The organism is Sphingobacterium paludis, assembly GCF_004364125.1.
Classification (GTDB): domain Bacteria; phylum Bacteroidota; class Bacteroidia; order Sphingobacteriales; family Sphingobacteriaceae; genus Sphingobacterium; species Sphingobacterium paludis.
In genome coordinates this window covers 272,342-292,424 of the sequence record NZ_SNZV01000001.1, presented here as the reverse complement: position 1 = coordinate 292,424, position 20,083 = coordinate 272,342, and the positions used below count along the sequence as shown (strand labels likewise).

The 20,083-nt window shown below is 45.3% G+C and carries 16 protein-coding genes; 7 read left to right on the top strand and 9 right to left on the bottom strand.

The window, feature by feature from the left end; all coding sequences use genetic code 11:
• The first annotated feature begins 2 nt into the window (after positions 1–2).
• Positions 3–830: an anti-sigma factor gene (locus tag B0I21_RS01275; RefSeq protein ID WP_166637747.1), complete on the top strand. Its 828-nt coding sequence runs from the start codon at positions 3–5 to the stop codon at positions 828–830.
• 507 nt (positions 831–1,337) lie between these two features.
• On the opposite strand, the gene B0I21_RS01270 is transcribed toward B0I21_RS01275, so the two are convergent.
• Entirely contained in the window at positions 1,338–2,165 is an 828-nt protein-coding gene (locus B0I21_RS01270; RefSeq protein WP_133638527.1) for a ferritin-like domain-containing protein, read from the bottom strand.
• Positions 2,166–2,188: 23 nt separating this feature from the next.
• Positions 2,189–2,908 carry a ferritin-like domain-containing protein gene (locus B0I21_RS01265; RefSeq protein ID WP_133638526.1) on the bottom strand — a complete coding sequence of 240 codons (720 nt, stop codon included), beginning with the start codon at positions 2,906–2,908 and terminating at the stop codon, positions 2,189–2,191.
• A 211-nt stretch (positions 2,909–3,119) separates the two neighbouring features.
• Here B0I21_RS01265 and B0I21_RS01260 point away from each other — a divergent pair, with 211 nt between their 5' ends.
• The gene (locus B0I21_RS01260) at positions 3,120–4,031 is read left to right on the top strand and encodes an NAD(P)/FAD-dependent oxidoreductase (protein WP_133638525.1); all 912 of its coding nucleotides are present in this window, start codon (positions 3,120–3,122) and stop codon (positions 4,029–4,031) included.
• Positions 4,032–4,073: 42 nt separating this feature from the next.
• Positions 4,074–6,110: a M3 family metallopeptidase gene (locus B0I21_RS01255; protein ID WP_243835911.1), complete on the top strand. Its 2,037-nt coding sequence runs from the start codon at positions 4,074–4,076 to the stop codon at positions 6,108–6,110.
• 84 nt (positions 6,111–6,194) lie between these two features.
• On the opposite strand, the gene B0I21_RS01250 is transcribed toward B0I21_RS01255, so the two are convergent.
• The gene (locus B0I21_RS01250; RefSeq protein WP_133638524.1) at positions 6,195–7,376 is read right to left on the bottom strand and encodes a thiolase family protein; all 1,182 of its coding nucleotides are present in this window, start codon (positions 7,374–7,376) and stop codon (positions 6,195–6,197) included.
• Between the two features lie 349 nt (positions 7,377–7,725).
• Here B0I21_RS01250 and B0I21_RS01245 point away from each other — a divergent pair, with 349 nt between their 5' ends.
• Positions 7,726–8,424: an ElyC/SanA/YdcF family protein gene (locus tag B0I21_RS01245; protein WP_133638523.1), complete on the top strand. Its 699-nt coding sequence runs from the start codon at positions 7,726–7,728 to the stop codon at positions 8,422–8,424.
• Between the two features lie 83 nt (positions 8,425–8,507).
• On the opposite strand, the gene B0I21_RS01240 is transcribed toward B0I21_RS01245, so the two are convergent.
• Complete coding sequence (locus B0I21_RS01240; protein ID WP_133638522.1) at positions 8,508–9,188, bottom strand: hypothetical protein; 681 nt, start codon at positions 9,186–9,188, stop codon at positions 8,508–8,510.
• 311 nt (positions 9,189–9,499) lie between these two features.
• On the opposite strand from B0I21_RS01240, the gene B0I21_RS01235 reads away from it, so the two are divergent.
• Together B0I21_RS01235 and B0I21_RS01230 are read left to right on the top strand one after the other, a co-directional pair.
• On the top strand, positions 9,500–10,678 hold the full coding sequence (locus B0I21_RS01235; protein ID WP_133638521.1) for an acyl-CoA dehydrogenase family protein: 1,179 nt from the start codon (positions 9,500–9,502) through the stop codon (positions 10,676–10,678).
• A gap of 59 nt (positions 10,679–10,737) precedes the next feature.
• Entirely contained in the window at positions 10,738–12,849 is a 2,112-nt protein-coding gene (locus B0I21_RS01230; protein WP_133638520.1) for a 3-hydroxyacyl-CoA dehydrogenase NAD-binding domain-containing protein, read from the top strand.
• Positions 12,850–13,390: 541 nt separating this feature from the next.
• On the opposite strand, the gene B0I21_RS01225 is transcribed toward B0I21_RS01230, so the two are convergent.
• The 3 genes from B0I21_RS01225 to prpB form a co-directional block, all read right to left on the bottom strand.
• Positions 13,391–14,842, bottom strand: a complete 1,452-nt coding sequence (locus B0I21_RS01225; protein ID WP_133638519.1) for a bifunctional 2-methylcitrate dehydratase/aconitate hydratase — start codon at positions 14,840–14,842, stop codon at positions 13,391–13,393.
• A 208-nt stretch (positions 14,843–15,050) separates the two neighbouring features.
• Positions 15,051–16,202, bottom strand: coding sequence for a bifunctional 2-methylcitrate synthase/citrate synthase (gene prpC / locus B0I21_RS01220; protein ID WP_133638518.1), 1,152 nt, complete (start codon positions 16,200–16,202; stop codon positions 15,051–15,053).
• Positions 16,186–17,079, bottom strand: coding sequence for a methylisocitrate lyase (gene prpB / locus B0I21_RS01215; protein WP_262708457.1), 894 nt, complete (start codon positions 17,077–17,079; stop codon positions 16,186–16,188). Before prpB ends, prpC begins: the two co-directional genes overlap by 17 nt.
• Before the next feature lie 264 nt (positions 17,080–17,343).
• Here prpB and B0I21_RS01210 point away from each other — a divergent pair, with 264 nt between their 5' ends.
• A complete protein-coding gene (locus tag B0I21_RS01210; RefSeq protein WP_133638516.1) occupies positions 17,344–18,003 on the top strand; it encodes a hypothetical protein in 660 nt (219 codons plus the stop codon).
• A 148-nt stretch (positions 18,004–18,151) separates the two neighbouring features.
• On the opposite strand, the gene B0I21_RS01205 is transcribed toward B0I21_RS01210, so the two are convergent.
• Positions 18,152–18,868 (bottom strand): superoxide dismutase, encoded by a 717-nt coding sequence (locus tag B0I21_RS01205; protein ID WP_133638515.1) that lies wholly within the window; start codon positions 18,866–18,868, stop codon positions 18,152–18,154.
• A gap of 353 nt (positions 18,869–19,221) precedes the next feature.
• Positions 19,222–19,893, bottom strand: a complete 672-nt coding sequence (locus tag B0I21_RS01200; protein ID WP_133638514.1) for a tetratricopeptide repeat protein — start codon at positions 19,891–19,893, stop codon at positions 19,222–19,224.
• Positions 19,894–20,083 lie beyond the last annotated feature (190 nt).

Here is a 20,083-nt window from a genome sequence, read left to right as displayed (position 1 = left end):
TTGTGGATATCAAGGAATACATATCATCAGGAATTATTGAAGCCTACGTCCTGGGACTTGCTACCGAAGAGGAAGTAAGCGTCTTGGATTGTATTCGTCAAAAACATCCGGAAGTTCAGGAAGCTATTCTTGAAGCACAACTCCTATTGGAAGATTTGGCAACGGAACAGGCAGTTAGCCCGGCTCCGGAACTGAAAGACCAAATTTGGGCACAGATAAGTAGCTTGCCTGCCGACGTCCATGGATCCGTAGTAACGACCGCCGCCGACACCCCAGCTCCTGCTGATATAGTGGAGACGGATAAGGTCGTGAAATTACCGCAACATCGTGATAACCATACACTGGCTATAGCAGCCACCATCCTATTAGCGGTGAGCTTGGGCGGAAATATATTGTTGTATCAGCAGCGCGAGGAAAGCGACAATATGCTGGCGCAGGCCGAAGCCGCACGCGACTCTACACAAACGCTATTGAGTGCGGCAAATAGTCAATGGGAATTATTACAACGCCCGTCTGTGAAAGCTGTTTCACTAGCGGGTGTTGAAGGACGTCCAGACCTCAAGGCTGTAGTGCTTTGGGATACGCAAAATGCCAACGTGTACCTCACAGCAGAAAAACTGCCGGCCGCACCTCAGGGAAAACAATACCAACTTTGGGCCATCGTAGATGGACAACCAGTAGATGCTGGTGTACTTCCGCTGGCCTCGACAGAGCAAATGTTTAAGATGAATAATATCCCGAATGCGCAAGCTTTTGCCATTACGCTGGAAGATGAGGGTGGAAAACCTGCGCCTACTCTTTCAGACCTATACGTAATCGGAAATATATAATACATCCCTCCTTCGTTAAGGGGGGATGTCATTCACCAATAATATGCTATTCTTTCTTTCACCATCTTGATCGACGCTGACAATGGAAGCGAGATCTGGAGGCAGACGCTATCAATAGTAACTTGTTCATTCATGTATCGCAGCACATGCTGCATGGTATCAAATCGTAGACCGTTGGTAAATTCCTTGGTCCTCACTTGGGCAGGATCTTTCACATTTGCATACAAAGGAGCTTATTAAATTCAAAGATCGGAATTCAGGCCTTGACAGCATATACCTAACCAGCATTGTCTTGCATAACATTTTGCATACATGTATTATTAGCGTTTGAAATAGGAAGTTTTATATTCCTTACCTTATTGGTGAGGGTAGCTATGCATTTTTATGAAAACCCTTCACTTTTGGCAATGTTTACGGAGAAGCAATCAGAACAAAATATGATGACATGAAAAAAGGCCTGCTCCGAGGAACAGACCTTTATCACATCACCTTTCACCTATCCAACCGTTATCGAATAAACAATTTAGCTATATCTAATACCGCTGGTGCTGTTAATGGTTCATCAAAAGATTGCGTAGCCGCCGCTTCTGATAGCCTTCCACTAACACCATTCAACGTTGTGATATCAACACCTGCCTGAACTTTAAGGTCTTCACCAGCATACACCGGATCTACCGCCGCTCCAATACCAGAATCGTTGGCACCTGTAATCCATGGCTTTTGGTTTGCCGCTGCTCCACCGCGTGCTCTACGCATTTGGCGAATATGCGAGGCATGCCTAGCTTCCACGGAGTGGATTTGTAAGGCCGCTGTCAATACAACGCGGTTACCTTTTAAAATGCCAGCTTGCCCTTTATATGCACGCACACCCGTATCTTCAAAAGCCTGTGCCAGAGCAAGGAAGGTGTCGTAATTAGAAAAGACGTCAGCAAAAGCACCGCCTGCAGTGAAGTCAAAGTTTGGTTTAGCAACGGCCGCTGCCCCTAATACACTTTTTAGGAAGGCAACATGCGCATTTTCGTGATCACGAATCGTAGCAATAGCACCAGCAGCTGGACCACTTGGCACTAAGCCTCCGGTACTTGCGCCGATCGTATAATACTCGGCTTCCAGATACTCCAGCGTTAATGCGTAGTTTAAAACGCCATTCACATCAGTAGGCGTTTGTCCATACGCACGCTTGAACAAATCACTTAAAACAAAGGGCACCGCGGCCATAGAAACTTTTTTCCCAAATGACATCATGTTGCGAATGGCATCACGACGGGGACTTACACGCTCGTTAAATTCTGGATCTACTTGCGTGATTGAATCGAATATATTGAATAAATTCATGACTTTCTAAATTTAAGTATTAACTAATAAGTTGGTAAATCACGTACGTCTACTCTCGATGTGATAAACGGAGCAGCAGCCTCTAGCACAACAGTAGGACTGTTAGAAACATCCAACCCGTTGCTATCGATCACTTCCGAATTCGCAAAGCTGCCATTTGAAATTAAATCGCGAACCAACGCAGCATGCCGTGCTTCAACCGATACGATTTTGCCAGCTAGCCCTAAATAAGCTTCATCTTTGATTAACCAGCCTGCACCATTATAAGCAGAGACCCCTAAATCTTCGAAAACTTTTGCTGTACCCAATACACTGTCTCGGCTAGAGAAATTAACAGCGCCGAAATTGAATTCCAAATTTGAAATCGCTTTCGTACCTAGGGCCGCTTTGAAAAATTCACGATGTGCTATCTCATGATCGCGAATATCAGTCAATAACGTTCTTTCCCAATCTGATATACCAGAGTATGGATTGTTGGCCACCTGAATATAAAATGAAGCTTCCAGTTGCTCAAGAGCATAAGCGTAATTCAAGATTGCGATATCACCACTTCCAAAATAAAATCCATCCCCACCTCGATCGGGTCCATCGTTATCTTTTTTACAACCAACCATGCCCAAAAAGGCAACACCTGCGGCACCTGCGCCTGCAAGCTTCAAAAAATTCCTTCTCTGAAGTTGCTTACTTGACAACTCCTGATCTACAGTCGCCAAGTTTTCATTAGTAGAGGTCGTTTCTTTCATAACCTTTTTTATTTTATGTTTATAAGATTCTTTTACTCCACTTACGAGGAAATTTTAGGGTTGGATTTCGAAATTCAATTTTTTTTTAATTTTTTTTTATTGGATGTCGTAGGTCATCAAAATGCCATAAGAACAACTATTAAATGCAATATTGTTGCATATAAAGAAGTTGCTTTTTATTTTTGACAAAACACCTTAGCTTATGCCACATATGGAACACAAAGATATAGTAGATGTCATTATTATCGGGGGCAGTTACGCCGGCTTATCGGCAGCGATGGCTCTAGGCCGATCACTGCGCAGCGTAATTATTATTGACGATGGCGCTCCCTGCAATAGACAAACGCCACACTCGCACAATTTTTTAACGCAGGATGGCCAGACTCCGAGCGAGATCTCAGCTTTGGGTAAAAAACAGGTCCTCGCCTACCCGAGTATCTCTTGGCTAACTGACCGAGCGATCGCTGCTAAGCGATCTGTCGATGCGTTGTTTACCGTGAAGACAAAATCCGGGAAAAGTATACAAGCCAAAAAAATTATTCTTGCTACAGGTATACACGACAAGCTTCCTGACATCGAAGGCTTTAGCGCGTGTTGGGGTATCACCGCTATCCACTGCCCCTATTGCCATGGCTACGAATTTCGGGATGAGCCGACCGCTATCTTAGCCCAAGGTGAGCGCGCTATGCACTTGGCATCACTGGTAAGAAACTTAACGCCACAGCTGACCATCATCACGGGGGAAAAGGCAGACTTTGATGCAGCGCAACTTGCTAAGCTTAAGAAAAACAACGTATCCCTTGTTGAACAAGAACTTACTTCGATCAGCCACCAGAATGGCAAAATTGAAACGTTAACATTTAAAAACGGTGATCAGCTAGCCGTCAAGGCACTATATGCCGCCGTCCCTTTCTCGCAAAGCAGTGATTTGCATCAGCAACTTGGCTGCGATGAAAATGACCTCGGTTATATAAAAATAGACAACTTCCAAAAAACAAATGTGCCGGGCGTGTATGCCTGCGGTGACAATTCTGCCATGATGCGATCTGTAGCGAATGCCATTTATAGCGGAAATTTAACGGGCGCAATGGTAAACAAGGAGTTGGTAGACGAGCAGTTTTAACATCATCCGTCTCATGGGCTATGGAGAAAAATCCGTATTTTTATGCCTATGCGTATATTCGATCAAAAATTTACAACGGTGCACGATACTGCGCCGTTTTCAAAAATAAAAACAGAAGATTACCTTCCTGCTTTTGAACAGCACATAGAAAAAACGAAAACAGAAATTGAAGCTATTACGGCAAACAGAGAGAAACCTACCTTCTCCAATACAATAGAGGCCCTAGCCTATTCGGGGATGCAACTGGATCGCCTCTCCTCTATTTTTTTTAATCTGCATTCGGCAGAAACCAATGATGAACTGGATAAGATCGCACAAGAGGTAGCTCCGAAACTATCGGCTCTGGCCAATGACATCAACCTCAATTTGGCTTTGTTTGAACGCGTTAAAGCAGTTTACGCCGAAAAGGATACGCTAACCCTAACGCCAGAGCAGCAAACGCTACTGAACAAATCCTATAAAGGTTTTGTTCGAAATGGCGCATTATTAGAAGCTGATAAAAAAGATCGGCTTCGCAAGATCGATGCGGAACTCGCCGTACTAAAACTAAAATTTGGTGAAAATATATTGGCGGAAACTAATGCTTATCAGTTGCACCTGACTGATGAGAAAGATCTTTCGGGACTGCCCGAAGGAACCATAGAAGCAGCCAAAGGTCTTGCGGAGTCTTTGGGTAAAGCAGGCTGGATCTTTACGCTGGACTACCCCAGCTATATCCCTTTCGTCACCTATGCCAACAACCGCGAACTACGGAAAGAGATCAGCCTTGCCGCCGGAAGAAAAGCATTCCAAAAAAACGAGCATGATAATAGTGAACACCTTTTGTCTATTGTTAAATTACGTTTTGAACGTGCGCAGCTTTTAGGCTATTCCACACACGCTCACTTCGTTCTCGAAGAGCGCATGGCACAAAATCCGGAGCGTGTACAGGTATTTTTGGAGGATTTACTAGTAAAGGCAAAGCCTGCGGCACGTGGCGAGTTTGGCGAGCTGAGCGCTTTTGCGAAAAAGCGCGATGGTCTAGAGCAATTGGAAAAATGGGATGGTGCGTATTATAGCGAGAAGCTCAAACAAGAGAAGTTTGCGCTGGATGATGAGTTGTTAAAGCCTTACTTTAAACTGGAAAAAGTATTAAACGGTGCATTTACGGTGGCATTCAAGTTATTTGGGCTACATTTTAACGAAGTAGATACCATAGACAAGTACCATGAAGAGGTGCAGACGTTTGAAGTGACCGACGATCAAGGAAAGTTTATAGCGGTATTCTACGCAGACTTCTTTCCCAGAAAGGGCAAAAGAAACGGCGCTTGGATGACTTCGTTCAAACCGCAATACCGAATCGAGGGCAACGATGAACGACCGCATGTATCCATCGTTTGCAACTTTACGCGGCCAACAGCCAGCAAGCCTTCCTTGCTAACCTTCAACGAGGTCACTACCCTGTTTCATGAGTTCGGCCACGCGCTACATGGCATGCTGGCGGACACAACGTACCCTAATCTTTCTGGGACTTCCGTATTCTGGGACTTCGTTGAGCTTCCTAGCCAGATTATGGAAAACTGGTGTTATGAAAAGGACGCCTTGGCGCTCTTCGCACGACATTACGAAACGAATGAAGCCATTCCGATGGATCTAGTAGATAAAATTAAAGCGTCCGCTTCGTTTTTAGAGGGCATGGCTACGCTCAGGCAATTGAGTTTCGGATTGCTTGATATGGGCTGGCATGGACAGGATCCGACAAACATACAGGACGTAAAAGCGTTTGAAAACAGCTGCTTCGCCTCCACACAGTTTTACCCGGACGTAGCAGACAACGCAATGAGCCCATCTTTCTCGCATATCTTCAACGGCGGCTACTCCTCCGGCTATTACAGTTACAAATGGGCCGAGGTGCTGGATGCGGATGCTTTCGCCTATTTCCAAGACAAAGGTATATTTGATAAAGAAGTGGCTACAAAATTTAAGGATAACATCTTGTCGCAAGGCGGTAGCGAACATCCGATGACGCTATACAAACGCTTTCGCGGAAAGGAACCGCAAGTGGATGCTTTGCTGAAACGCGCAGGTCTCTTGACCTAGCATACATTAATCTTGAGCAAATGGACTATGCGGGCTTGCCTGCGTAGTCCATTTGTTTGTATGGTATGTATTAACGATCCTGGCTTACACGCGTTTCAAAACGATCGCAGATGCTCCTCCTCCGCCATTGCAGATCGCAGCCAGCCCGTAGGTACCTTCTTCTTGTTTTAGGATGCTGCTGAGCGTGACCAGAATACGTGCGCCCGAGCAGCCCAGCGGATGTCCCAGCGCAACCGCACCACCATAGCGGTTAACTTTCTCCAACGGAATACCTAGTAGCTGCGCATTGACCAGTGCCACGACAGCAAATGCTTCATTGAATTCGAAAAAGTCGATGTCGGCCAGTGACAACCCTGCCTTCTTCAGCACCTTTTCTGTAGCAACGCTAGGACTGGTCGTGAACCAGTCCGGATCCTGTTCGGCATCGGCATAGGCGACCACCTCTGCTAATGGCGTGAGCGCTAAAGCGTGTAGTTTCTCCTCGCTCACCAAGACCACTGCTGCCGCACCATCGCTGATCGTCGACGCATTAGCAGCCGTAATCGTACCGGCATCCTTGAATACAGGACGAAGCTGCGGCAACTTATCAAAATCAACAAGCTTAAACGCCTCATCCGTAGCGATCACCTGCTCTCCCCGCCGGGTTTTCAAGGTAACCGGCATCACCTCCGCTTCAAACTTATTGGTTTCCCAGGCCTGTTGGCTGCGCTGATAGGAAGAAATAGCATATTGATCTTGTTCCTCGCGGCTTATTTGATAACGATCGGCGCAAAGCTCGCCAATGACACCCATTGCCTCACCATTATAGGCATCGGATAATCCATCTTCCTGTAGTCCATCCAGTAAGGTTCCACTTCCATATTTTGCTCCCCAGCGCGCTGACGAGGCGTAGTACGGCACCTTGCTCATACTCTCCATGCCACCGGCGACAACAACGTCAGCATCACCCAATAGAATAGATTGAGCTGCTAATGACACCGCTTTCATGCCGCTTGCACAAACCTTATTGATCGTCGTTGCCGACACGCTATCGGGAAGCCCGGCCAACTTTGCCACTTGCCGGGCAGGTGCCTGACGAAGGCCGGCCTGCAACACACAGCCCATCAGGATTTCATCTATTTCGGCCGGATCAATAGCCGATTGCTGTAGAGCCGCACCGACCGCTTTTGCACCAAGCTCCACCGCGGACAGGCTCGACAGGCCACCACCAAAACTGCCAATAGGCGTACGCTTGGCAGCTACTATAAACACGCGCTTTTTGACCATAAATAGGTAGTTAAATACATACTGTATAGCGCTCAACGTTTAGAAGCCTATTCAACGCCAAAAGAGAAAATATATGTGTAGCATTAAACATGTGGTCCTGTTGTACATGGAGCGTTATACTGGATATAAAATAAGTTTACGACTTAAATATACCTATTATTCCTAACTTTTTATGCTGCTCACTTTATCATATCCAAAACCATTTTATATCGTGCATTTTGCTCCATTTTTATACGCATTGCTCTGTGTAATTTTTTTTGTACGTTTACCTATAATTTAATATATCGCTCCACTTAATTACCCGGATGACGGATGTTGTTCATCATCCTGTCTATAGAAGAAATTCAGTATGCATCGAAACCGTAATAAGGAAAATAAAGTGCGGGAAATTGCAAAACTGCCAGACACCCCCAATCTGACGGATGGCTTAATCGAAGCCTTAACGGATCTTTGCTTCTACCAATCACCTATGACTGATTGCGACCTGCTATTTGTCTTTGGATCCAATATTCTTCATGCTGCTATAGCAAACCAAATCACCTATTTTTTAAATGAATGTACCATCCCGACTGTAATTATTTCAGGGGGCATAGCTAACTACGAGGCTTCAAGCTTCGAACCTTTAGCGGAGTCTGAATTAATTTTTTCCCACATTGAAAAAATTAATTTTCCGACTACGGATTTCATTATTGAAAATAAATCGAAAAACACCCTCGAAAATGTGGCGTTTTCTAGAGTACATTTTGACTTTTCTACAGTTAGACATATCTGCTTTTTATCCCATTGCTATGCGTCGATGCGTTCTTACTTAACCCTGCAAAAGTATTTCAAACTATCGAAAGTGGGCAATTGTCACATAAAAATCCCTTCAGAAATTTCAAGTATATCGATCGCCATAGACAATTGGTATATGACAGCGCATGGGCGAAAACTCGTGTGGGGAGAATATTTACGGTTTAAAACGTATGGCTTTAGAGGAGATTTTCCTATTAGCGATGTTTTAGACAAAATGAATCGCGTAGAGCAACATGTTCAGGGACACCATTAAATGTCTATTCGCATTCTTTAAGGTCAATCGCAGTTTTCAGTGTACATCGCAAAAGATCGAATGATGCAATGTTGCAACTTTCACTAATTAAACTTCGGGGTACAAGGGCTCCATTCCGAAATAAACACTTTCGAAGCTTGCGGATAGGGATCTTGGCCAGACTGATAACTCAAACTGAACCGACTATATACGAGTGTTCCACTTTTTAATTGCTTTTCTCCCGACAGCGCGTTCGTAAGCTCTAGATCGAAGTCCACCGTGTAGTTGATCCGCCAATATTCGCCAGTGATGTCATACCTTGTGCAGGGCGTCACACGTAATTCTTGCGTTAGCCTGGGCTCGCTTATAGGTGCTATGCCGGTACGGGTAGCTTCGCCCTTCAAATAAATAGAATCTCGCAATACCAAGAGTAACCGTTCTGTATAGGTTAATTCATCTTTCAAAACCAGCTTTTGCACAGCTATCGAGTCTAAAATCGCCTCAACCGGCGGCCCTTGAGTGTTCATGCTGATGAAAACACTATCCTTAAAACCTGCGTATAGATGAAACACCGTATCCACAGTGCTGACACTATCAAAATTAGTGTAGGTAATAGTATCTAAGCGATGTATAACGGAATCTATTTTACTTCCCTGCTCGAGGAACAGCACCTTGCTGATACGATAACTATCCTCCTCTATCGGTGCAAAGTCATCGGCTACAGATCCATTACAAGAAGCGCCCAGCAATGCCAACGGCAGCAGCAAGAAATACAAATTGTTCATAAAAGATTTATTCAGCATTCGTCTAATATAAAAATAAAACCATGATTATCAAACAATTTAATACGTATAAAACAAAAAACATTTCTATACTTTAATATATAAACAAATATAATTTAAGGCATTCAGCATATCAGCGTAGGATAAAAGGAAGGAACTTGACAACCCAAAACAGCATGATAGAATAACTTTAACTTCTTTAGTTTTTCACCATCTTCCCATTTCCGTAACTCGGATTTTTACAGTATATTCGTCTATACTTTTCTGGCCAAAAGCAGAAGATTAATAATAACCAGTATAAAACTTTAGCGCATATGCAGGCAACATTACTGACAGATGAGCATCAATCCTTTCGCGAAACTTTACGAACATTTATAAAAAAAGAAATTGCCCCTCATGTAGATCAATGGGAGAACGACAGAAAAATTGATCCGGCTATCTGGAAAAAAATGGGCGACATGGGTTTCATGGGGCTAAACTATCCGGAAGAATATGGCGGGCTGAACCTGGACTTTTATTACTCCATGATCTTTTGCGAAGAACTATCCTACTGCTACTCCGGCGGCTTTACCATATCTGCATTAGTCATCCAATACATGTCGGCACCTTACATCCTGAAATATGGCTCTGACGATGTAAAGCGTCGCTATCTACCTGGAATAATTGCGGGAGAGCGTATCAGTGCCGTAGCCATCACCGAACCTGGCGCAGGGTCGGATGTAAAAAATATGAAAACAACGGCCAAGCGTGAAGGAGATTTTTATATCGTCAATGGGTCCAAGACTTTTATCACCAATGGGCATTACGGTGATTTCTTTATCACGGCCGTAAAAACGGATTCCAGTAAAGGCAGTAAAGGCATAAGTCTGTTGCTGATCGAGCGTTCCTCGGAAGGGGTACATACGCAAAAGATTGAAAAAATGGGTTGGCATGCTTCAGACACAGCTGAGCTTAGCTTTGACCAGGTAAAAGTGCCTGTTAAAAACCTCATTGGCTTGGAGGGAGCAGGCTTTCAGTACTTAATGGATGGCTTGCAACTCGAACGACTAACGGCAGCTATCCATAGCCTCGCCACTGCAGATTCCGCACTTCAATATACACTGGATTACGTTTCCACTCGCGAAGCATTTGAAAAAAAGCTTTCCGACTTTCAAGTGTTGCGGCATCGTCTTGCCGATATGACCGCCAGCATAGCCGTGGCCAAAGCCTTCATTTACCATTGCTGCGACTTGCAAGCACAAAAAAGATATGCCGTAAAAGAATGTTCGATAGCCAAACTGAAAGCGAGTGAACTTGCTATCGACGTGGTCAATCACTGCCTCCAGCTTTTCGGCGGGTATGGCTTCACCGAAGACTATAAGATTGCACGCTTATACCGCGATGTGCGCGTGGGAACCATCATTGCAGGAACCTCAGAGATTATGCTGGAAATCATCGCTAAGATGACCATTGACCATGTTGACTATCAGCAACGTCATGTCGACGCGAAGTAAACGAAACTGTTTATAGATAGATGATCAACCCGTCTATTGCAAACAAAAAAACACGATTGATGGAGGACTTAAAACACAGCACGTACCACTATATTACGGTAAGACAGATTAGCGAAGGCATTGTGTTGCTTGAGCCGCGTAAAAGAACCGATCAAGGAAATTACCTTTTACGGTTGGAAGAATTTGTGTCAGCTGCTCGACATAGCGTAGACAAAAAAGATAACAAAGGAATGATCTACACGAGTCCATTAGGAACCGTAGATATCGACTGGCAACACATCTACAACGAGGTAAGCAACACCCCAGATTTTGCGGACCGCCTGGAGCGTTTATTTAGCGAATGGAGTGCGCTGTGTGAACTTGGAAAACCGATTGTCTCGGTAATAGATGGTGATTGCTTTAGTATTGGTCTCGCTCCCGCACTTTGGGCCGAATACAGCGTTGCAACAACCTCTTCCAATCTTGGTTTCCCCGAATTTAAGTATGGATTATTTCCGGGATTCGGTGCGACCACGCTTTGTATCCGCAAATTGGGCGTAAACAAAGCGTTGCCTTTTTTACTCCAAGCAAATGCAATATCCGCGCATGAAGCAGGTGATCTAGGACTTATAGACGACGTTGTTCCAAGCCTCGATGCTGCGATAGCTGCTGCAAAGCTTGTAATCCTTACGAAGGAGAGCGCATCGCTTCGCTCTATTTCATCCGCGCTAATCGCCGAAGAGCAAGATCGCGATGCGATACAAGCCATTCATAGAAAAAGTAAATTAATACCTGCGCATGCCATCTTTATAGACCTCTTAGCCGATATCGATCAGGGATCGTTGGAAGATGCCCTAAAACGCGAACTTAACGCGTGGTTATCCTTGTGGCAAAAGAAAGAAACGATCAGTGTGGTTCGCACACTATACTACAGTTTGCGCGAGGCTAAAGCCGCCCCCGTCGATCAAGCCGTTGCACAGGGGTTTACAATCAATAAAGTGGGCATACTCGGTGCAGGCATTATGGGATCTGGCATAGCCTATGAAGCTGCGCGTGCTGGCTTGCAAGTTTATTTGAAAGATGTCACACTTGCCTACGCCGAGCGTGGAAAAAAATATGCCGAAACGCTTACGGCCAAGCACGTGGCGGGGCGCAGTATCTCTGCCGGAAACCGGGAGTCGCTGCTCCAGCATATTCATCCCACAGAAAATGCGTCTGACCTTGTCAATTCGGACATCATTATTGAGGCCGTTTTTGAAGATAAACACCTAAAAGCTTATGTGACGAAGGAAAGCTTGCCTTTCCTAAGCGCCAATGGCCTCTTCGCCAGCAACACCACATCCCTCCCCATCGGGATGCTTGCATCGGTGTCGACGGCTCCGGAAAACTTTATCGGCATGCACTTTTTTTCTCCGGTAGATCGGATGCCCCTGGTCGAGATCATTCGCGGAGCAAAAACCAGTCATGCCACACTTCAAAAGGCCCTTTTAGTAGCACGTAAGCTCGATAAAGTCCCTATCGTCGTTCTTGATGGACCTGCTTTTTTTACATCACGCATATTTTTCAATTACCTACTCGAAGCCATAACGATGCTGCTCGAAGGAATTCCTGCCGCATCGATTGAATGCGAGGCCAAAAATGCTGGCTTTGCAGTAGGCCCCCTGGCTGTGCTCGACGAAATCTCCTTGAAATTGATGCTGCAGGTTTACGATCATCTTCCTTCGCTGCATTCCTCCCAGCGACGCGCTTATGCCTACCTTGAAAACCTTATCGGGCAGGGGCGAAACGGGAGAAAAACCGGCGCCGGCTTTTATGGCTACAACAAGGATACCGGCAAAAAAGCAATATGGAATGATCTGACGCTTCCGCAGCACAACATGCCCCTATCCGATGTCATCATCCGTAAACGTCTTTTACATATCATGGCGCTAGACAGCTACCGCTGTCTGGACGAAGGCATCTTGTCAAGCCCTAAGGACGGGGATTTAGGATCCGTGCTCGGCGTTGGCTATGCCCCCCACACAGGTGGTGTATTCGGACACATCGATCAAGTAGGTGTTCAAACTTTTGCAGAAGAATGTAGTTCCTTTGTACCATATGGCGAACAGTGGCTAGTTCCAAACTCCTTGAAAGCACGCGCCGCAGCACGTCTATCGTTTTATAACGATTTCACGGTAGCGGGTAGTACTTAGATTGTAGATTGTAGTACTTAGATTATAGTACTTAGATTATAGTAATTAGATTGTAGTACTTAGATTATAGTCTTTAGATTGTAGAACTTAGATTGTAGTACTTAGATTGTAGTACTTAGATTGTAGTACTTAGATTATAGTCTTTAGATTGTAGTACTTAGATTGTAGTACTTAGATTATAGTCTTTAGATTGTAGTAGTTAGATTGTAGTGTTTAGAACTTTTGATTTTTTTTGACTCATCACTTTTAACTTTTCACTTTTGACTTTTAACTTTTGATTTATCACTTTTAAATTTTGACTTCTTTTATCACTTACCCAAATTTAACGGAACATGTCGCCTTATTTTTGTTGCGTATGTAGACATAAGCCTTTGCACTATCCTACAGGGATGCAACAAAAATTCAGCGACGATTTTTTTGCTTCCTTTTTTTAGAAAAAAAAGGAAGGCCCTGTCCCGGCAGGGACGGAAAGGCTTTGGGAAGGGATTTTTTGAGGTTGGGTAGGAAGTGCATAGGTTGTACTACTTATCACTTTTAACTTCTACCTTATCATCAAATCGACCAAATACGGCACATTAAGATTTATAAAGGAGTCATAGTCCAGGGTGTTCTGCAAGAGCTGTGCCTGCTGCTTTTCCGAAAATATCCGTTTTAAATTTCGCCGATATTTATCGATCAACTTCGGAATTCCCTCCGCTCGTCTCCGCGGATGCCCAACCGGATAATGGACGACAACCTCGGGAAGTACCGTACCGTCTTGCAATGTGATGGTAAGGCCATTCGCTATAGCACGCTTATCCGGGTCATGGTAATCCACGGTAAAGGCCGGATCTTCGTGACATACCATCTTATCCCGAAGCAAATCAATTTTTGGATTTTGCGCGATATGATCTTCGTAATCTTCCGCTGTCAAACGGCCCAATAGCAAAGGAATAGCGATCATGTATTGCAGACAATGGTCGCGATCGGCGGGGTTGTTTAGCGGACCTTTTTTGTCGATAATACGAATGGCAGCTTCATGCGTTCGCACGGATATCTGAGCAATGTCATCCGTTGTCTTACCCATCTCTTTCAGTTGCTGATGCAGCTGTATCGCCGCTTCCACTGCCGTTTGTGCATGAAATTCTGCCGGAAACGAAATCTTGAACAACACATTCTCCATCACATAGCTGCCATAGGCCCGTTGAAATGTAAAAGGTTTACCCTGAAAAGAAACATCATAAAAACCCCAGATAGGTGCGGTCAAGACAGATGGATAGCCCATCTCACCGGTCTTTGCGATGAGGGCTAATCTCACCCCGCGGGAGGTAGCATCGCCAGCTGCCCACGATTTTCGGCTACCTGTGTTGGGCGCGTGCCTATAGGTACGCAGGGCCTGCCCATCCACAAAGGCAAGCGACACGGCGTTGATCAGCTCATCGTAAGTCAAACCTATCATTTTTCCCACGACCGCTGTTGAGGCAATTTTAACCAATAGCACATGATCTAGTCCTACCTTATTGAAGGAGTTTTCTAAGGCCAGTACACCTTGGATCTCGTGCGCTTTAACCATCGCTTCCAAAAGGTCGCTTCCTTTCAAGGGCGCTTCACCCCGGCTCATTCGGGTTCGGCTAAGCCAATCGGCCGTCGCCAAAATCCCACCAAGATTATCGGAGGGGTGCCCCCACTCTGCTGCCAGCCAAGTATCATTAAAATCCAGCCAGCGGATCATGGTACCAATGTCAAAAGCTGCCTGCACCGGGTCGAGCTGGTGAGTGGTACCCGGCACCTTCGCTCCGTGGGGCACGACAGTTCCCGGCACAATCGGACCAAGCATCTTCGTACAGGCGGGATACGTTAAGGCCTCAAATCCACAGCCCATCGTATCTAAGAAACAATAGAACGCGGTTTGCAGCGCCACTTCGCTCTCCACCTTATAGTGTAATACATACGCTACGATATCTTTCAGTACCTGATCCGCCTCAGGCCTGTTACTGGGAATTACAGCTGCCATGATTTTTATTTATCTATTTTTATTTGTTATTGCTCACCTTCTATGATTCACCCCTAATTTTCACCAATCAATTTTAACTTCTTAACTTTTCCATTCTCATTTTTCACTTTTTACTTTTCACTTTTGAATTTTAACTTCTCACTTTTAACTTTTGACTTCTTACTTTTGAATTTTAACTTTTTACTTTTTACTTTTTACTTTTCAATCCCTACCGTTCTGAAAGCGGCACGAAATCCCGGTTTTCCGGTCCATTATAGTTTGCACTGGGGCGGATAATCTTACCATCCAGACGCTGCTCAAAAACATGCGCCGACCAGCCCGTGATCCGGGAGATCACAAATAACGGCGTAAACATCGCCGTTGGCACACCCATGAGGTGATACGATACGGCAGAGTACCAATCCAGATTAGGAAACATCCGCTTCTCTTCCCACAACACAGATTCTAGTCGTTCAGCTATGGAATATAAAGTCATATCGCCGGCTTCTTCACTAAGCTCTCGGGCAATGCGCTTAATAACCTCATTTCGCGGATCAGCAATAGTGTAGACAGGATGCCCAAAGCCGATGATCACTTCTTTGTTTGCTAATCGCTTCCGTATATCTGCTTCGGCCTCGTCTGCATCGGCGTAGCGGCTCTGTATGTCGAATGCCACCTCATTGGCACCACCATGCTTTGGGCCGCGCAGGGCACCGATAGCACCAGCAACACAGGAGTAAATGTCTGAACCTGTTCCGGCAATCACGCGCGCTGCAAAAGTGGAGGCATTAAACTCGTGCTCCGCATATAGATTAAGCGACACCTGCATCGCTTTTACCCAGGAGGCAGACGGCGCATGCCCATGAAGCAGGTGAAGGAAGTGCCCGCCAACCGTTAAATCATCTGTCTCTACCGAGATCTCACGACCATTTTGACTGAAATGATACCAGTACAATAGTGCAGACCCCATAGACGCCATTAGCCGGCACGCAATGTCACGGGCTCCGGCAAGCGATTGGCTCTCCTTTTCAGGTTGTAAACTTCCGAAGACGGAAACATACGTTCGCAACACGTCCATTGGATGTGCTGTTGGCGGCAATTGCTTAAGCACTTTTTGGATAGCGATTGGCAGGCCCCGTTGACTTCCCAACTGCGTTTGAAACGAATGCAACTGCGCTTCCGTGGGCAAGGCACCATAGATAAGCAAATACGCGACCTCCTCAAATGAAGCCTGCCATGCCAAGTCCAAAATATCGTAACCCCGATAATGTAGATCGTTGCCACTTTTTCCGACGGTGCTCAGGGCGGTATTTCCAGCGGCTACACCAGAAAGGGCAACACTTCTCTTAGGTTTAAAACCTGATTCATTGGTCTCTTTCATCGCGATTATTATTAAACAGTTGATCTAATTTCCTTTCGTAGGCGTAATAATTGATACTGGCGTATAGCTCTTCACGCGTCTGCATGGCCGACATCACGGCACGCTGCGTACCATCCCGTCGGATACTGCTATACACGTGCTCCGCAGCTTTGTTGGCGGCACGAAATGCGGACAGCGGGTACAACGCAATGGATACCGCGGCCTCGCGCAGCTCTTCGAGCGTGAAGAGCGGGGTTTGCCCAAATTCTGTGATATTGGCTAATACAGGAAGCCCGGTCGCGTCAGCAAACTGCTTGTATTCGTCTACATGTCCGATTGCTTCTGCAAAGATAAAATCTGCACCCGCGTCCTTGTATGCCACTGCCCTAGCTAGTGCACCCTCAAGACCTTCCGTCGCTACCGCATCGGTCCGCGCTCCAATCACAAAGTTGAGATCGGTTCGCGCATCGACAGCAGCCTTAATCCGGTCGCACATTTCTCTTTGCGACACCAACTCTTTTCCGGGACGGTGACCGCATCGCTTTGCGCCAACCTGATCTTCGATGTGGACTGCCGCGGCACCCACTTTGATCAAGGACCGCACGGTACGTTCTATATTAAATGCCGATGGACCAAAACCAGTATCGATGTCTACCAGCAATGGCAAATCACAAACATTGCTAATGCGATCGACATCGATCAGTACGTCCTGCAATGTCGTGATCCCCAAATCAGGCACACCCAGAGAACCAGCGGCTACGCCACCACCCGATAGATAAATCGCCTGGAAACCAGCTTGCTGTGCCAGCAGCGCATGGTTTGCATGAACAGCACCAACCACCTGTAAAGGTTTTTCGTTTTGCATTGCCTCCCTAAAACGAAGACCCGGAGAATACATCATATACTATAATTGGATATTGAAAAATGGACCAGTGCACGGCGCCCTCATGACCTCGCGCTAGCGGCTTATTCCCTTTTCATCAGCAAACAGTAGCCAACATGTCGCTGCGTATCAACCACAAGATACAAAGTTTTTTACGAAACACAATCGCGAACCTAGAAGGGTGGTGTCCACCTATCACTCCCACCAGTAACAGCTGAGCGATCCGGACATAAAAACAAAAACAAGATCATCACGGTTCTTTTGGTAAAGTTGTCGATGATGATACGAAATTGTAATATACTTTTACTTATTGGTTTAGGATGCATCTCCTGCCAGTCCACCAAAAAGAACGATAGAGTTGGCGATACTGTAGCTGTAGCAAAGGCGCATCGTGATGCGCCCGCACAAGCGATGGCCAACACAAGTGAATCGCTGGAAAATATTGCAGCTATTCAAGACGCCTATGTGGCAACAGTAGAGAAACGAGCATCTGGACAATTGGATAGCACAACCTTCGAATACGACTGTAATGGGGAAAGAAACGGGCGCGTAACGTATTTCACCGAAAATGGGCAACTTGTACTGGTGCGACATGTGTATGGGGAGTATAGCCACCATGAGTATGAGGAGGAATATTTCGTACGGAACAATCAGCTTTTTTTCGGTTTCGAGAAGGCTACGTCCTGGGCTTTTGAAAGTGGAGCAACAGAGGGTGCTACGAAAGATGACATCGTCGAAAGTCGTATGTACTATCAAGAAGAAAAGCCGTTTCGCTGTTTGCAGAAAACTTACGTGATGCGAACCAAATCGCCAGACAATCCAGTTCCAGCGGAACTTCCGAATAAGGAAGTGGATTGCCAGCCAGCAACATCATCCCTAAACAGCTTTCGGCTGCTACTGAAAAGAAGGGATAACCCGACAAAGGGCTGCTTGAACTAGATACGCAACCCTGTCTTTGCCCGATCCGAAAGAGGTAGCCGCATCGAAATGAGAAAGCCGCACCCAAGGTGAATTTCTATTTCCCTTAAGTTGCGGCTGTTCGGTATATGAAAGGATAAGCGCGTTCTTTAATCGCTACTTGTTTCCGTCACTTTGCATCAAAATGTTTTTGCACCTGCGGCCAATTAACGATAGACCAAAAACCGGCAACGTAATCCGGACGCTTATTTTGATATTTTAGGTAATAGGCATGCTCCCATACATCTAAACCCAAAAGTGGCTGGCCCTGAAGAGCAACACCTTTCATTAATGGATTGTCCTGATTGGGTGTTCCGCCGACTTTGAGCTTTCCAGCATCCAGCACTAACCATGCCCATCCCGAGCCAAATTGCTGTGTCGCAGCCTTAGTAAAGGCATCCTGGAACTGGGCGAAGCTGCCGAAGTCTTTATCGATAGCGGCTGCCAAGCTCCCCGTTGGCCTATTGTCCTTTTGCGGCGCGCGTAAAGTCTTCCAAAAAAAAGCATGGTTATAGGCTCCGCCGGCGTTGTTTCGCAGCTTAGCGCTATAGGTATCGATTGCTTTAAAAAGATCTTTTTCGTTAGCGCTTTGTACGTTTTCCGCCTGAATCGCTTCATTGGCCGTTTTCACGTAGGTCGCGTAATGACGCTCGTGATGAATTTGCATGGTCTGCGCATCAATCGCGGGCTCTAATGCTTGATATGCGTAGGGCAAGGTCTCCAGCTTAAACTGAAAGGCCTGCAGGCTCAAATCACGAAATACGGCACCTCCGTACCCTGCTTGGGCAACGGCTAAACCCGCTGCCAATCCTAGGCTATTTTTAATAAACGTTCTTCTATTTTTCATATGTAACTAAGCTGTTTTTAAACCCGTTTCGAATGTTCAAATTATTTTCGATAAACTCGCTATGGCCGCTTTATTTTCATTCATGTTGTTGCTTTTCCAAACATGAAAATTTCATATCCGGCATGGTAATTTATGTACGCTGATCGAGATCATATACTGCTCGCTAAAATAATCATAAATAATTGCCAAGTACAGCTTTCATGGATATTTATCATACGATGAATATGGCTAGCGTTTCGCTGCACTGCTCTCCAACATGTCTGGTAAAATTTCCGAATAGGCAAGTAAGCTTCGAGCTTCAATAAAAACGGCGAACAATCATGTTCGCCGTCTCCATATGTACCTAAAGTTTGCTATTTAAGATTATCTCGGTAAACTTTTGCTTTCTTAACTTCCGTTTGGATGTCTTTACGAGAAGCATCATACGTCAACACCTTCTCGTAATCGGTAACAGCCTTGCTGTAAGCATCAGCAGCTTTTGCTTTGTCGTAGTTAGCCGCGCCGCTTGTACCCGTCAAGATACCTAAATCGCGATACGCGATAGCACGGTTTTGATACAATTTCGCATCATTAGCATTGATAGCTATCGCTTTGCTGTAATCATCAATGGCTGATTTAAGCAATTGCTCCTTGGCGCCGTTGCTCACCTTGTTTGCTGCATTTACGGCCATGTTATTGCTCGCTTTCGCTTTGTAATAATAGGCTGAGGTATGTTTTGCATCCAATGCAATTACCTTTTTAAAAGTTTCAATCGCTTTAGCGTAGTCACCATTGTGGAATTGTGAATAGCCAAGCAAGTATTGCACATCGGGATCGCTAGCTTCTGAAGGTAATGCTTTTTGCAAATGTGTTGCTGCCGATTTAAAATCACCATCTAACAAAGCTTTCTGACCAAGACGGACATTAGGATTACTATGTTGTGACTGGTCTTGCGCTTGAACGGCCACTGTAAATAACGCCAGGGCAGTCGACGCCAAACCCAACTTTACCGCTTTCCACTGGTTACTTAAAAATCTACGTTTCATATGTTCTCTTTTATTAATTCTACTTTTTTGTTTTTTACACTAAAACAGTTGACATAAATCTCTGTTAAATAGTTTAAGCTTACAATGTAAATTTATTAACATTTCCACATTTTAGCTATTGTTCGCTCGCCACGGCGCCGGATGATGTCGTTTTTGCAGTGTATTTTCTTTCTTAACATAAATAGTACCA